Annotated in this window: 15 protein-coding genes and 1 pseudogene; 8 read left to right on the forward strand and 8 right to left on the reverse strand. The window is 36.8% G+C overall.

The features are described 5' to 3' along the window. Positions 1 to 104: 104 nt before the first annotated feature. From Q0110_RS14920 to Q0110_RS14940, 5 genes are all read right to left on the reverse strand, one after another. On the reverse strand, positions 105 to 740 hold the full coding sequence (locus Q0110_RS14920) for a CatB-related O-acetyltransferase (protein ID WP_297908089.1): 636 nt from the start codon (positions 738 to 740) through the stop codon (positions 105 to 107). Positions 741 to 753: 13 nt separating this feature from the next. Next, positions 754 to 2,046, reverse strand: coding sequence for an MATE family efflux transporter (locus Q0110_RS14925; RefSeq protein WP_297908091.1), 1,293 nt, complete (start codon positions 2,044 to 2,046; stop codon positions 754 to 756). A 384-nt stretch (positions 2,047 to 2,430) separates the two neighbouring features. After that, complete coding sequence (locus tag Q0110_RS14930; RefSeq protein ID WP_297908094.1) at positions 2,431 to 2,733, reverse strand: hypothetical protein; 303 nt, start codon at positions 2,731 to 2,733, stop codon at positions 2,431 to 2,433. Positions 2,734 to 2,795: 62 nt separating this feature from the next. Then, entirely contained in the window at positions 2,796 to 3,158 is a 363-nt protein-coding gene (locus Q0110_RS14935) for a hypothetical protein (RefSeq protein WP_297908097.1), read from the reverse strand. A gap of 464 nt (positions 3,159 to 3,622) precedes the next feature. Continuing rightward, the gene (locus tag Q0110_RS14940) at positions 3,623 to 3,979 is read right to left on the reverse strand and encodes a hypothetical protein (protein WP_297908100.1); all 357 of its coding nucleotides are present in this window, start codon (positions 3,977 to 3,979) and stop codon (positions 3,623 to 3,625) included. 37 nt (positions 3,980 to 4,016) lie between these two features. On the opposite strand from Q0110_RS14940, the gene Q0110_RS14945 reads away from it, so the two are divergent. Then, positions 4,017 to 4,748 (forward strand): integrase core domain-containing protein, encoded by a 732-nt coding sequence (locus Q0110_RS14945; RefSeq protein ID WP_297908103.1) that lies wholly within the window; start codon positions 4,017 to 4,019, stop codon positions 4,746 to 4,748. A gap of 1,649 nt (positions 4,749 to 6,397) precedes the next feature. Here the strand turns inward: Q0110_RS14945 and Q0110_RS14950 are convergent. Then, the gene (locus tag Q0110_RS14950) at positions 6,398 to 7,237 is read right to left on the reverse strand and encodes an AraC family transcriptional regulator (RefSeq protein ID WP_297908106.1); all 840 of its coding nucleotides are present in this window, start codon (positions 7,235 to 7,237) and stop codon (positions 6,398 to 6,400) included. Positions 7,238 to 7,364: 127 nt separating this feature from the next. Here Q0110_RS14950 and Q0110_RS14955 point away from each other — a divergent pair, with 127 nt between their 5' ends. The 3 genes from Q0110_RS14955 to Q0110_RS14965 are packed head-to-tail and all read left to right on the forward strand — an operon-like array spanning position 7,365 to position 8,789. Further along, complete coding sequence (locus Q0110_RS14955) at positions 7,365 to 7,973, forward strand: sugar O-acetyltransferase (protein WP_297908109.1); 609 nt, start codon at positions 7,365 to 7,367, stop codon at positions 7,971 to 7,973. Then, positions 7,966 to 8,610, forward strand: coding sequence for an HAD hydrolase-like protein (locus Q0110_RS14960; RefSeq protein ID WP_297908112.1), 645 nt, complete (start codon positions 7,966 to 7,968; stop codon positions 8,608 to 8,610). Before Q0110_RS14955 ends, Q0110_RS14960 begins: the two co-directional genes overlap by 8 nt. Before the next feature lie 32 nt (positions 8,611 to 8,642). Then, entirely contained in the window at positions 8,643 to 8,789 is a 147-nt protein-coding gene (locus tag Q0110_RS14965; protein ID WP_297908115.1) for a hypothetical protein, read from the forward strand. A 69-nt stretch (positions 8,790 to 8,858) separates the two neighbouring features. On the opposite strand, the gene Q0110_RS14970 is transcribed toward Q0110_RS14965, so the two are convergent. Beyond that, positions 8,859 to 10,091, reverse strand: a complete 1,233-nt coding sequence (locus Q0110_RS14970) for an IS256 family transposase (protein ID WP_297908118.1) — start codon at positions 10,089 to 10,091, stop codon at positions 8,859 to 8,861. An 83-nt stretch (positions 10,092 to 10,174) separates the two neighbouring features. On the opposite strand from Q0110_RS14970, the pseudogene Q0110_RS14975 reads away from it, so the two are divergent. Then, positions 10,175 to 10,790: pseudogene (locus Q0110_RS14975) on the forward strand (RteC domain-containing protein); the annotation flags it as partial. Between the two features lie 587 nt (positions 10,791 to 11,377). Then, positions 11,378 to 12,712, forward strand: coding sequence for an FRG domain-containing protein (locus Q0110_RS14980; protein ID WP_297908122.1), 1,335 nt, complete (start codon positions 11,378 to 11,380; stop codon positions 12,710 to 12,712). Between the two features lie 64 nt (positions 12,713 to 12,776). Here the strand turns inward: Q0110_RS14980 and Q0110_RS14985 are convergent, their stop codons facing one another. Continuing rightward, entirely contained in the window at positions 12,777 to 13,130 is a 354-nt protein-coding gene (locus tag Q0110_RS14985) for a helix-turn-helix domain-containing protein (RefSeq protein ID WP_297908134.1), read from the reverse strand. Positions 13,131 to 13,287: 157 nt separating this feature from the next. Between Q0110_RS14985 and Q0110_RS14990 the strand changes: the two genes are divergently transcribed. Both Q0110_RS14990 and Q0110_RS14995 read left to right on the forward strand, forming a co-directional pair. Continuing rightward, positions 13,288 to 14,175: a radical SAM protein gene (locus Q0110_RS14990; RefSeq protein WP_297908126.1), complete on the forward strand. Its 888-nt coding sequence runs from the start codon at positions 13,288 to 13,290 to the stop codon at positions 14,173 to 14,175. 38 nt (positions 14,176 to 14,213) lie between these two features. Continuing rightward, the gene (locus Q0110_RS14995; protein WP_297908128.1) at positions 14,214 to 14,456 is read left to right on the forward strand and encodes an RteC domain-containing protein; all 243 of its coding nucleotides are present in this window, start codon (positions 14,214 to 14,216) and stop codon (positions 14,454 to 14,456) included. Positions 14,457 to 14,620 lie beyond the last annotated feature (164 nt).

The following is a 14,620-nucleotide window of genomic DNA, read 5'->3' on the forward strand; positions in this document are numbered from 1 at the left end:
TTATTTGGTGCCGAAAACATTATACTAGGAAATAACTGGATATAATTACTGACGAACTACAACTCACATTGATCTTTGTTAATATAATCTCTATATAGTTCATCTTACATCTTTTTTACGTTAGATAATTCATTGAGTTTTCCTTTTGTAATATATGGTAAACATTGGCTGATTTTATCAGTAGGCCAAATCCACCACTGTAGCGTCAGCAATTGCCGGATCTCTTCTGTATCAAAACGTTTTCGTATTTCTTTAGTAGGAATACCGCCAACAATCGTATAAGGCGGCACATCTTTAGTTACAACGGCACATGCGGCAATAATTGCCCCGTCACCAATATGTACACCTGCCATAATCACAGCTTCATAACCAATCCACATATCGTTTCCGATCACAATATCTCCTTTGTTATCCCATGCTGCGGTAATGTCTAATTTATCCAATTCCCATTCCTCATAGAATAAGGGAAAAGTATAGGTAGACAATGATTTCAATGTATGATTGGCACAGTTAAACAGAAATCTCGTACCACAAGCGATAGAACAAAACTTACCAATGATTAATTTCTCCCGGTGAATGGAATAATGATAAAGCACATTGTTCTTCTCAAACAATAAAGGATCGGCTACAGGATCATTATAAATGGTATAATCGCCAACTTCTATTTGGGGATCTTTAATCACGGCATTCAGATAAATGGTTTGTTTATCTCCGGTGCGTGGATATATTTTTGTCATCATAATTGAGTTATTTTTAATAATGTCTACTTTTTAGATAAATAATAGATTGCAGGGCTAGCAGAATTACGAATAGATATTCTGCCGTCAAATAGATTGGCAAGGATGTTTCTATACAAAAGCTCAACCAATAGAGATACACCAAATACACTGCGGTAGTTGTCACCTGAAATAAAAAAGTGATTCTGGTCTTCCCGGTTCCTCCAACCGCATTGAGATATACATAACCGGGCAAGGCAAAAGTGTAATTCAACAACATTACCACAAAAGGGATAAACGCCTGCTCTATCAACTGCTGGCTATCGGTATAGAAGCCTACAATCCATTGGTTACAGAGCAAGGCAATCCCAACCAACGGAAAGCCAACGGCATAACCTAATTTAAGGACCTTACGACAGATCGGAAAAAGCTCATGTCTTGCCCCAGATCCAATCGAATTACTTACTAATGATCCCGTAGTAACAGCAAAGGAATTGGCAATCACGAAGAAGAATGCCGATACACTTCTGGTTATATTGGAGATCGCTAACTCAGTTTTCCCTAAATGCTCAATCGCCACGAAAAACAAGAACCAAGGAGCCACGCTAATAAATGCATGGAGCATACTCCATACAGACAGATTCAATATTTTGACAAGTAACTTTCCATCATATACAAACTTCAATCCATATTTTTCTCTATCTATCTTCCTCCATGTATAGAAGCAAAGCACCACTAAAGACCCCATTTCTGCCAAAGAAGAAGCGATGGCCGCTCCCGAAATACCTAATCCATATGTGAATATCAAAAAATAATTCAACGGGATATTAATCACGACCGCAGCAACTGCCGATCCGGACAAAGCCTTTGTTTGCGTTATTCCGACAAAGAAAGAGCGGATAGCCAGAAACGGAAATGAGAAAAGGAGTCCAAAGCTACGCCAAGCCAAATAATGGATTACTGCCTGATAGATCTCCGGAGAAGAAATTAATCGCTTCAATATTAAAGGAGAAACAGCATGGACCAATAGACAAAGTAAAAAGGCTAATCCTGATAAGAAGAAAAGACCTTGAAAGAAGGTCTTTCCTGTTGCCTTATAATTCTGTTCCCCATTCTTCCGGGCAACCATTACTTGCAATCCAATACTAAAACCAAAACCAAGCATATAGACTGCCAGATAATAAATCCCAGCAACAGCAGACGCTCCCAACTCTACCTCTCCCACATGCCCTAAAAAAATAGCATCTGTTATATTAATTAACTGTTCTATCAAAATGCTCATCATTACCGGAAAGTTGATGAACCATATTTGTTTATATGTGTAACTCATTGTTCAATAGAAAAATAGTACGACTAAACAGACCATATAAGTATAGTCTGTCAGCCCGTAAATTCATAAATAAAAGGACATAAAATCTCTGTGACAAATAAACCGTTATTTGTCGGATAGCCGAATAGCTTTTTTAAACAGGGCTATTCGCAGGAGCGTAGCTATATACAGAGTTTCATAAAAGGTAAATACTATTTGTTTATTGACATAACGCAAATATACGAAAAATCAAGAATATCAACCAGTTAATTTATGAATTCTTTTATATGCAAGTGGTATTCCATAACGATTAATCTTCACACTGTTATCGAGTATCTGTCTGTCAACATCTTGGATTTCATTATTTTTGGATTATGTAGATGGTTAAAGATAAACATGATAAGATTAGTGTAAAATTCGTTTAACTAAAATATCTTTTCCATATTCATTTTCAAACCAACCACAATGTAAGTTTATTTGCGCAGTTTCATGTTTGTTTATTGTTTCACGACTTTCGCTAACTTCACTTTTACACTCTAATAGAAAAAAATTATTTTCAATTCCTCCCCACAAATTATCTGGTCCTTTACGAATTTCTTTATCAGGTCTTTGACTTATAAATCCCAATAAGGAACCTATTTCTTGTAAAGCTGTTTCAAAGTTTTCAGCATTTATCCCAAAGGTAAAGTCATTTAAAATACCATCCACGTTCAGAATCTTCTTTTATATGATTATCCAATATCGCTTGTATTTTATTACACGCTTCTTCATCATTCTTCTTGGAAGAAAAAGTTTCTGCCTCTCTCTAGTTCTAAAATATTATAAATATTATTATTGTTATCAGAAAAAGATAATTTATCCATTTCTTCACGATAAAATTCTTTCCATCCTTCATCTCTTTTTTCTAAAGCTTGGGCAATTAACGATATTACTACATTGAGAGTAGATTCATCTGTTTTTAAATCCTCTTTTGCCATATCCGCTATTTGGAAACCAATGTCTATTTGCTTCTTGGTCTGTGGAGAAAAATACCGATTGGTTCTTACACTTCTGATAAACTTTACTAAATCAGCTCCTATCAACAGGATAACACTATAATCTTTTTCACCTGAAGTACCCCCAAAAACTTGCACATTGCCGAAGCAAATCTTTTGTAACGAATTTTAATCAGCAGAAGAAGCCGGAATGCTAGCAAAAACAAATAGATCTAAACAAGGTACATGATTCCTTCTTACCCAGTGAACCATTGTCCCGTTTCCGTATACATACAAGCCACGATCTGTAAACGTTTTAACTCTGTCAAATCGCATTCCCCCCTTCCCTCCTCAAATTTTTTATCATAATAACGGAGCAATCGTCTCGTATTTCCTTTTGCTAGAAAGGCCAACTCGTCAGCCTTCCCCAAACATTCCTTAGCGGATTCTAGTAAAACCTATCCATTCGTCTTTTTGATCCGAACCCAATAAAAATAGACCAACATGTTATACACTATAGGGGCATCTTTTATAAGGTTTTTAATTATCTTGAACGTATCTTCGTTATTTGACCGAGTACCGCTCTTACTTATTACCGAGTATCATATTTCCATATATTATAATCACAATAAACCATTTTGTTCATATAAATAATCAACCACGCTATTCCAATCATGGAATCGCTGATTTCCAAACCGAATCCACTCTCCCTCAAAATCCAGCGCTCCATTTTCCTCACGATCATCAATGAGATAATCACCTTTGCACAAATTCTTACAGTGAGAGATAATCATGCGCTTATGAAAGACATCATCTAAATTCTTTCGTATCCACTCTACCTTGTCAGAAGGAGCGGAATAGTTATTCCATGGCACAGAAGACAAAATGTATAAGTCAAAATGCTTTTGTAACTCACGCACAGCCTCAATCGCTCCCGGCATAGGTTTCATATTGGCAAATAATCCAGGGATCTCGTCCATATGGTCACGGCATGATATGTAAACTTTTCAGAAACGCTTGAAAGTATTATCCGCTAAGGTGGAACAAGAGGATATAATCCTTGACGAGAAGCAGGTGGCGGCATTGGAAAAAGCGAAGGAAGAGAAACGGGCTCATGGGGAAATAGATACCTATTATCCCGGTTTTCTTGTCGCCCAAGATACTTATTATGCAGGATACATCAAAGGTGTCGGACACATTTGCCAGCAGGCTGTCATCGACACTTACTCCAAAATCGGGTTTGCAAAGTTATATGACAGGAAAAATGCGCTTGTCCCGCAGATATGTTCAACGATAGGATTATTCCTTTTTTTTGAACAGCATGACTTGAGGCTGATACGTATGCTCACGGACAGGGGAACAAAGTTTTGCGGAAACTGGGAGAACCATGAGTATGAACTGTATCTGATTGTGGAGGATATAGACCATTCTAAAATCAAAGCGAAAAAAACACAAACGAATGGGATCTGTGAACGATTCAACAAAACAGTGCGGAACGAGTTCTATGCTATTGCCTTTAGAAAGAAAATCTATAACGCTATCGAGCAGCTACAAACAGACCTTGATGCGTGGATGAACTCATACAACACGGAAAGAGCACACTCTGGAAAATATTGTTTCGGAAAAACTCCTATGCAGACCTTTATCCAAGGGATAACCATGGCAAGAAAGTATCAACTACAAAACCAAGAAACGATAAAACCGAATGAGAATAATAAATACCCTTACCCATATAATCGTCACTATTAAGTATCTGTTCGGCCTCCAATCCCTGTCTCTCGAAATCAGTATAATCCTACCGCATCACTACACTACTATCCAAGCGAAATTCCGGTGCTCCGTATCCCGTTGAGTTCACCAACGCAAATATCTATCTTTCCTCCATAAATCAAGTCCACGTTCTCTTATTTATGTTACACAACATAAAAAGATAAAAAACACGTAAAAAAGTTTTGTGTTAAAGAAATAAAGGCTTCCTTTGCCGAAAAATGAAATTTGCCGAGGCTTGTTTATCAAAGCATGCCCTTGGTCCTTAACTATGGATAAACCGAAACCTTGACACTAAACAAAACTTTAAATTATATAGTTTTGTACGGGTAATAATAAAGGAAGGGACGCCTTCTCGCCCGTTTTTCTCATCTTTTTGGATACTCTTTTTACGTCCTCCATCGGGAGGTCTAATGAGAGAGGATATATTGATTTTAGGATACTTTCCTCTTTGAGTTATGACGCTTTAGACTCATTTTCATCGAATTCGTGACATGCAGTTAATTTGTAACCGGAATCGTATCTCCATAAAGATATAGGTCTTTGCCGAGAACCCTGATTTTAAAAGCTTTGGCATCTATCTGTTGAATATCTTATCGAAAACTCTCTGTCTCACATGTATACTCTCATACGCATTTTCCTTGTAGACTTCCCCCCTCTTAAGCTCGTTTCAAATGATAACGAGCAACTTGTGGATAATAGCGACAAGTACCTTCCGGCACTCATCTCATTTTTGAGCCTTAGGCCTCTCGTCCGACTAGTACCGAGGTTATCTAGAAGGCTCTTATGTCGCATCCGATCTCAGCCAATATCAGCCCTGTACTTTGGACGCTTATACCCAAGATAGACTCAATCCTCTTTTTCTGCGGGTATAGTTGGTCCTAACGAGTTCCTCAACTTTTTTCCAGTACTCCTCCCGCTGGAACTCCTTATAATTGCTGTGCACTTCGAATATCACCATATGGTGAGAACTAGATTTTTCTTTCCAAGGGGAAAATGGCATGGAAAAAACATCAAGGAACAGACTTTATATTTGTTCTTTTTATTTTTTGGACAGCAAATTCTTGTCTTCGGTTTGTCTCCAAGGCATTTACCACAAATAAAAGTATTTTGAATATCAATTTGTTAAAATCCTCTTCACACATAATAAAATATATGATAAACAACAAGTTAAAGATTAAATTGTTGTTTTAATTCTCGTAGGTCTAAATAAACAATGAAGAATATTGGAACAATTGTTTCAGGAGATATACCAAAATGTACACATTCTTTCCTTTTCATGTTTTACAGCATAAAAAAGAAAGAGGCAAAAGTTTGTTCGCTATCGTATAAAATGTTTCCTTTGCATCGTTACTCGTTTTGATAGAGATTATACATAGAGAGTGACTGATTGACCAAAGAACTTTGACTATATAGAGGTGTATAGCTTGGCCATATATAGAGCCGGGCTTTTTTTGTAAATAAGCTTTAATAGGGCTAAAAATTAGCCAAAACTTTAACTGCAATTAGGAAGCGTGTCTCGTAATAGAGATACGCTTTCTTTATTAAAAAGACTTCCTCCGATTGACGTAACCATTTTGTGTAAACCATAAAATATATAAGGCCAAGCGACTTGTCCTAAAATAGCCTTATTAAATCCTATACTTCTTCCTAAAATCTGTTGGATTGCAATCTTTGTATTTCTTGAATAGCTTATTCAAATGGCTTTCATCTGTAAATCCAAGTTCTTCTACTATTTCACTAATTCTCATTTCGCTGTGTAGAAGACGGCTTTCCACCATTTGCATTTTATAATTGAAGATATATTGTTGCATGGTTTCATTAGTCTGCTTTTTGAAATATCTCCCAAGATAATTGGGGGAAATACCGAAATGTTGGCTTATCGTTTTGGCTTTTATCTTCTCGGGATAGCAAATATTCGACTGGATGTATTGTAATATGTTCAGCGACTTTTCTTCTGAATTCTCGTCTATCTGTTCAGGCAGGAACAAAGCTATGTTACGGGCGACAACAATCACGATTGTATTGATTAGCTGCGTAATAATTTCACTGCTATATATCTTTTTGTTCAAGTATTCACGAATAATTGCTTCTATCATAGGTTTTACCAGCAACTTGTCGGTTTGGTTGCGTAAGATACACCCGGGGCGATGATTGGCGTGTTGTAGTATAAACTCTAATCGTTGGATATTCTCCGCACCGAAGACCGCCGAATGAATATAGATGTCATTGAATTTTATATAAACAAATTTTGTGGTAGTATGAATGTCGAACGAATGTATATCACCGGGAGTAATTATAAAGAGATGTCCGTCATGATAAGGAAATTTATTATTGTTTATCCACTGAACACCTGTTCCCGATAGAATATAGACCAATTCAAAGAACGTATGGTCATGTTCCTTTAATTGCGACTCATCCAGTTCACTGAAACTGATTTCAAACGGTTGGTGTAGATTTTCCCTTTTCATTTTATGTAATCTGCTATTCAGATGTAAAGATACAAATAAAGAGAAAAAGAATACAGATTTTATCTTATGAATATGTATAACTTTGCCACAAATAGAAAGATTGTAGTAACTTTTATCATGAGTAGGTATGAAAACAGAATTGGAAAAATGCTTGTCGGGCGAATGGTACGATTGTCATGCTCCCGTATTTATGGAGTTTAAAAGAAAAACGCACGAATTATTGCTGAAATACAATTCATTGCCGTATGATTGTAAAGAGGAAAAGTATGCGTTATTGAAAGAAATGTTTGAAAGCATTGGCGAAAAAGTTTCGGTAGGGTATTCTTTTATATGTGATTATGGCTGTAATATCCGTATAGGAAGCAATGTCAGTATTAATACCGGATGCACCTTTGTGGATTGCAATAAAATCACAATCGGAAACAATGTATTGATAGCCCCAAATGTACAAATCTATACGGCTACTCATCCGGTGGAACTGAACGAACGCTTAGAACCCGTAGCAAACTCAAATGGAATAGAATATATACGCCACACGTATGCTTTGCCCGTAACCATTGAAGACGGTTGCTGGATTGGTGGCGGTGTTATCATCCTGCCGGGTGTCACCATTGGTCGGGGAAGTGTCATCGGGGCGGGAAGTGTTGTCACTAAATCCGTTCCAGCAAATAGTCTTGCCATAGGAAATCCATGTAGGGTAATTCGGGAAATCAATACTTCACATAACCATGATTAAATTAGTCGCTTTTGATTTGGACGGTACAATAGGCGATACCTTGCCGATGTGCATACAGGCTTTTAAGGAAGCCACACAACCCTATGCCGGACGTGAATTGTCGGACGAGGAAGTAGTACAGACATTTGGATTGAATGAAGAAGGCATGATAAGATGTGTGATTGATGAAGCATACCAGCAACAAGCGTTGCACGATTTTTATGTAATCTATGAAACATTACATAAAACAATGTGCCCAAAACCTTTTGAGGGAATACGTGAACTGATAACCTTATTGAAGCAAAATGGCATTATAGTAGTGCTTATTACTGGTAAGGGAGCAAAAAGTTGTGATATAACACTGCGGCAATTCAGTATGGAAAACTGCTTTGCAAAGGTCGTTACCGGAAATGCGGAAAGAAATATCAAGTCGGAAGCGTTGGAAGAATTGCTGCATACTTATCATTTGTCAGCAGATGAAATCGTATATATCGGAGATACAGTTTCGGATATAAAAGAATGTCAGAAAGCGAATGTGAAATGTTTGTCTGCCGCATGGAGTATTTCACAAAGCGAAATATTAGAAAGTCATTATGCTAAGAATGTGTTCTATTCTATATCGTCCATACCCAGCTTCCTCTTATCTCGAATAAGATAAATATTTGATTGATAATTATAGATTTTGAAAAGATGAAAGAGCTTTTAGAAAACATTTTATCAGAAATAGATGTAGAGATTGACGAGATAGACCTCCACGGTTATGATATTGTCGAAAATTCTCTTTCAATGGCACATCGTTTGCAGGCGGTTCTCAATGATTTAAAAATAAAACTGTAAACTTATTCTTTTCCAGGGCAGTGTCCAAAATATTGTGTAAACGAAAACGGGATTCAGATGTAAGCGTTCTTATATCTGGATTCTGTTTTCAAAGATAAGCATAAACTGGTTCATAATCAACCCCCAGTTAGGAATAGGCATCGTCCACTTCTTTTCAATCTCCATAAGTGAAAGATATACCGTTTTCCTCACGGCATCATCCGAGGGGAATGAAAGTTTTGATTTGGTGTATTTTCTGATTTTCCCGTTCAGGTTTTCAATGAGATTGGTGGTATAGATGATTTTCCTGATTTCCAGAGGAAACTGGAAAAAAACAGTCAGGTCATCCCAGTTGTTTCTCCATGAGAGTATGGCGTAAGGATACTTTCCAGCCCATTTCCTTTCCAAATTGTCAAGTTCAGCGGCGGCAACTTCCTTGTTGGGTGCATTATAGATATTCTTCATATCCACCGTAAACTCTTTCTTGTCCTTATAAACGACATATTTACAGGAATTTCTGATCTGATGTACGACACATATCTGCGTGGATGACTGGGGGAATACGGTACGGATGGTATCCGTAAATCCATTCAGATTGTCGGTGCAGGTAATCAGTATATCCTGTACTCCACGGGCTTTCAGATCGGTCAGGACACCCATCCAAAACGAGGAACTTTCCGATTTGCCGACCCACATGCCAAGGACTTCCTTCAGCCCGTTCTGTTTCAGGCCGACACAAAGATAAACTGTCTTGTTCATGATCTTGCCGTTATCTCGTACCTTGAATACGATTCCGTCCATCCAGACTATCAGGTAAATGGGATCCAAAGGACGGTTCTGCCATTCCTGGGCAGCTTGGTTGACCTTGTTCGTAATGATTGAGATAGCCGATGTGGAAAGTTCTATCTCATAAATCTCACGCATCTCTTCCTCTATGTCTGAAACACTCATGCCTTTGGCATATAGAGAGATGACAAGCTTTTCAATGGAAAGTCCACGGCTCTCATGCTTAGGAACAACTATGGGTTCGAATTGACCGTTACGGTCACGGGGAATAGGGATGACAGCCTCGCCGTGTTCGGTTTGGATTTTCTTGGGGTAGCTGCCGTTACGGGAATTGCCGGTGTTGTTCCCTATCACAGAATCCTTTTCATAACCTAAATGGGCATCCATTTCACCCTCGAGCATTTTTTCCAATACTTGGGCATGCAACTGCTTTAGAAACTTGCTCACGTCGGCTTCTGTTTTGAATTGGCTAAGGAACTCCTTACTTAATACCTCATCAGGCACCACTTGATTCTTTTCTTTCATAATCTTCTTCATTTTACAAATCTATTAAATAAAAAAATACGAAACTCAATCTGAATCCCGCATTTTCCATTTACACAAAATAGTTTATAGTGCCTTTTCCAGCCCAAAAGGATGAAATTACATTCTTCAAAACACAGAAACCGGAAATTCTTGGAAGGCTACTATTCTTCTATAAGATTTATCGGATAGAAACACAATGCCCCAAAGGTAGTAATGATGTAATCAGAAACCATATCAGTAAAGAATTGGATAACCTGACCTACTTCTTTAACCGTAATCTGGACTTCTACCAATATTATCGCTCTCATTCAACATTGTATGATGAATATTATTTTGTCCGAGGAAAGTCTGATTTACGCTTATGTACCGATAGCGCACAATTCGATAAAGACCCGAATTCCTCAACCGGGTATGATTTAAGGTGGCTAAAATCATAGCCAATGAAATCCGTGTATCTATCTGAACAAAAGACTGGTAAAACTGGAAACCAACACCCAAGTAGAAGAAAACTTGCAAAAGGATCTGAAATATCCTTTTCGTTTCACAGGTAAAAAGGTCTTTTTGATAGAATTGGGAGATTCCCTTGTTTTTTCGGGTGACATTAACAATGGGAACGTGGAAATAAAAGAAATGATGAACATTCTCGGTACGGTGTTCCAAGTGGAGTTAGACGATTATTATGCTGCCTATATTACCATGAAAAAACGAAAGAAATTGATGAACTGAAAATGAGATACTTGCAGTATGGACAAATCAAGACAACAAACCGCCAATTAAGGACATTCCGTGACCTAAAATCCGAAAGGTCGGACAGATCACGAATTAGTCACGAAAGTATGTCTTTTTGTGACCTTTTCGTGTCTTGAGTCACTGATTTATACAAAGAAAAAACTCCTACAATACCTTGATATTGTAGGAGTTGTCTCTTTTTTGTCGCCGTTTGGCTTTGTTCTTATGTGATCCACCTGGGTTATGAACCAAACGTTATTTCTTCCTCAATATCAGTACTTTCAGAAATTTAGGCTTTGCATCCGTCACGCTTTAATCCTTAAAAACTGTCTGCTGTTGTCTGGTGTCTGTCTGCCAACATCTTGGGTTCAAATGTACATATTATTTTTGAATTATTCAAACCGTTGAAAATAAACATTCTAAGGTTAGTGCAAGGTGCAAGCTATATAAATATATACTTGTACCTTGCACTAAAAAACATCAATGATATTTGCAATATTTGGAGAAACACTTCTCTACAATGTGTATATTTGCAAATAATTATTTCATATATCATCTATATTAACACAATGACTCGATTCTTTTCAATATCAGAAATTAAATATCTAGTTAAAGAGAGTACTAGAAAAAGACTGCCACCTTGTGAACAAAGCGATGTAAATCAGCAAATTGTTCTTGATCATGAACTTGGCTTTGAAGCGGTACTTACAGATAATGGAGATGAAAAAATCCTTTTACCGGAAGATGGAGCTGTTGTTTACCTTTTTAGGGGACAAAGCCAAGAACACATACCATGTTATCCATCTTTATATCGTGAAACTCCTCGTCCATTAACAGGCTCTGAAATATTTACATGGAAAATGAGATTTATGTTATTTTGTGATATGCTTGATACATATCCCATTGTTGACAAATTCTTTAAGCGACATAATTTCAAAGTTGATTATGAAGGATTAGCACAACACTATGGATTATTAACATCTGTGCTTGACTTAACCAGCAATATAGATATTGCATTGTTTTTTGCTACATGTTGGTATGATAAAGACAAAGATTGTTACAGACCTTTTGATGATGGTAGAGAACATGAAGGAATACTTTATGTATTTTGTCCTTTGAGAGCGAATGAACCAATTCCCCTAAATATGGATGATTTTATGAAAGAAAATATAACACCGATTGGACTTCAACCTTTTTTACGACCTGCACGTCAAAAAGGATACGCACTTCATATTCCTAAAGGAAAAAGCACTAAGAGTTGGGCATATCGATTCAAATTTTCTAATGAAGATTCATTAGCATATTACGATTTATTCAATGGGGGGAAAGAGTTATGGATATACGATATTTTAGCAGAAAAAACTAAAAAGATAGTAACTATAAGAAAGTTTTCGTATGAAGTGTTTACTCGTACTTATGAAAAATTTCGCCCTAAGTGTTTTTCTCGTACAAAACTCAAGAAAGCACTCGCTACTGAAGGAATATCGCTTACTAAACATGCGGAAACAGTTTTTTTTAGTGAAGATGAAAAAAATGAAGCTATTCAGAAATGGAATAGTGGAGAGGGTAAACAATTCTGTGACACTATTGGAAGGCGATCATGGTGTGAAGAAATAGGCGGGCATGAAACCATTTCCAAGGAAAAAGGACAATATAATGTAAAAGTAGGACCTATTAATCCTTATCGAACGCTTAAAATGCTTGCCGAAAATGCATTGCTTGGAATGCTTGCTCATCCAGAAGGACCAGACGAAGCAGAGTGGATAAACTATAAAGACACTCCCAATGAAACACATCGATTATTTGGTGAGAAAGAACAAGGATGGACTAAAGTTCCAGGTCGTTTGGTTAATCTTTTTGCCAAAAGATATTTGAAGGAAGAAGACTATTTGATATTCGAATAGGCGTTTAACCTTGTGCGTTAATGTAAGAAGCAAGCATTATATAACTTGCTTCTTGTCCCAAGGTTCAATACTTGTTTCTCTTCCTGTTTTCCATTATCGTTTCAAAGTTTTCTTGCCCCCATTGTTTCAACCGCTCTAAATGAGGGATTAAAGTTTCTCCAAATTCGGATATATAATATTCCACTTTGGGTGGAACTGAGGGATATATTTTTCTATCTACTAATCCGTCCGTTACCAATGAACGTAAGACAGTAGAAAGCATCTTTTCCGATATAGAGGGGATTGTTTTATATAGTTCATTGAAACGTATTATTCCATTTTCATGTAGCTCCAATAAGACAACTAAAGCCCATTTGTCACCCAGCCATTCCAGTATAGGAGAAGCAGAACAATAATCGTAATCTAACTTTTTTCGCATTTTTTTCATCCTTAAATACATTGATATTGAGAAAAACTAACTCAAACGTAAGTGACTAACAGATAGTATAGTTCTTTTTTCTGCAAAAAGAACGTCCTAACTTCGCAGTACAAAAATACGGAAAATAACTAATTACAAATACTTAATTTATAATTATATGGAACTATTACATTTTACGGGACAAGTATGGCGACCACCATACGAGGCAAGTTCCCAACTTTTACAGGTAACTGCCGGATGCACTCACAACAAGTGCAAATTTTGTAGTTTATATCACGGAACAAAGTTTCGTCTATCTCCTATTACGGAAGTCGAAGAAGATTTGAAAGTGATACAAAGTTTCCAGCCCAAAGCCCGGCGAGTGTTTTTAACGGGAGCTAATCCATTCGTGCTAAGTTATAACAGGCTGCTGGATTTAGGTCTTCTAATTAGGAAATATCTTCGTCATTGTGAAAGTATCGGTATGTTTGCCCGGATTTCAGATATTAAGCCGAAAACAGTAGAGGAATTGAAGAACCTGCGTCATTTAGGCTTTGACGGTATCAGTATCGGAACAGAATCTGGCGACAATAATACATTAGCAGCAATGAACAAAGGATATACGGCTAATGATATTATCGAGCAATGCAAGAAACTGGAAGAAGCAAATATCAGATATAATCTTGTGTATCTGACCGGGCTTGCAGGAAAAAACAAGGGAGAGCAGAATGCTATCAATACTGCCAATGTGTTCAATCAGCTACACCCCTTTACCATAAATTTTGTATCGCTGACAGTATTCCCCGAATCAGAATTATACAAAGAAATACAGTGTGGTAATTTTGTAGAAGCTACCGAACACGAAAGGCTGTTAGAACTACGGACTTTTATTTCAAGACTTCATATAAAAACAACTTTATTAGGAAATACAGTATCAAACACCGTTCCGTTTATCGGAATGATACCTAATGATAGAGTTAGAATTCTTAATGAACTGGATTCGGCTATAGAAAATGCTGGCGAAAAAGAATTAAGACGATATAGAGATAGTATTAGGTCTTTATAATTAACTAAAGATAAATCGGGATGTTATCAAAGATATGTATGAATTTCGTAGATAAGATATTGTTCCAAATCAATACGGAGTTAGAAGCAAATGGGGATTTTAATAAAGGAACGGCTACTTTAAAAGAGATTGCAGGATATTTTGAAAATGTGTTCAGTATAGATATTGGTGATTTATATCATTCTTATTTGGAAATGCGAAGCCGTAAAATAAACAGAACTCGGTATTTGGAAACATTGCAAAAAGGTCTGCTCCGAAGAATGGATGAAAACGATGCGTGATACGAGTTTTATTTTCTTTTCGCAAGTAATTATGTTCTTGTAATAAATAAACCATTCAGTATTTCAATCAATATTGAATGGTTTATTGTTTTCAATCAATCCAGTTTTCTTGAAATCTTGCTTTCAATCAATCAAGCTATCAATATTTCAATAAAACAAGATTG

The sequence above is a fragment of the uncultured Parabacteroides sp. genome, assembly GCF_947855115.1.
Lineage (GTDB): Bacteria > Bacteroidota > Bacteroidia > Bacteroidales > Tannerellaceae > Parabacteroides.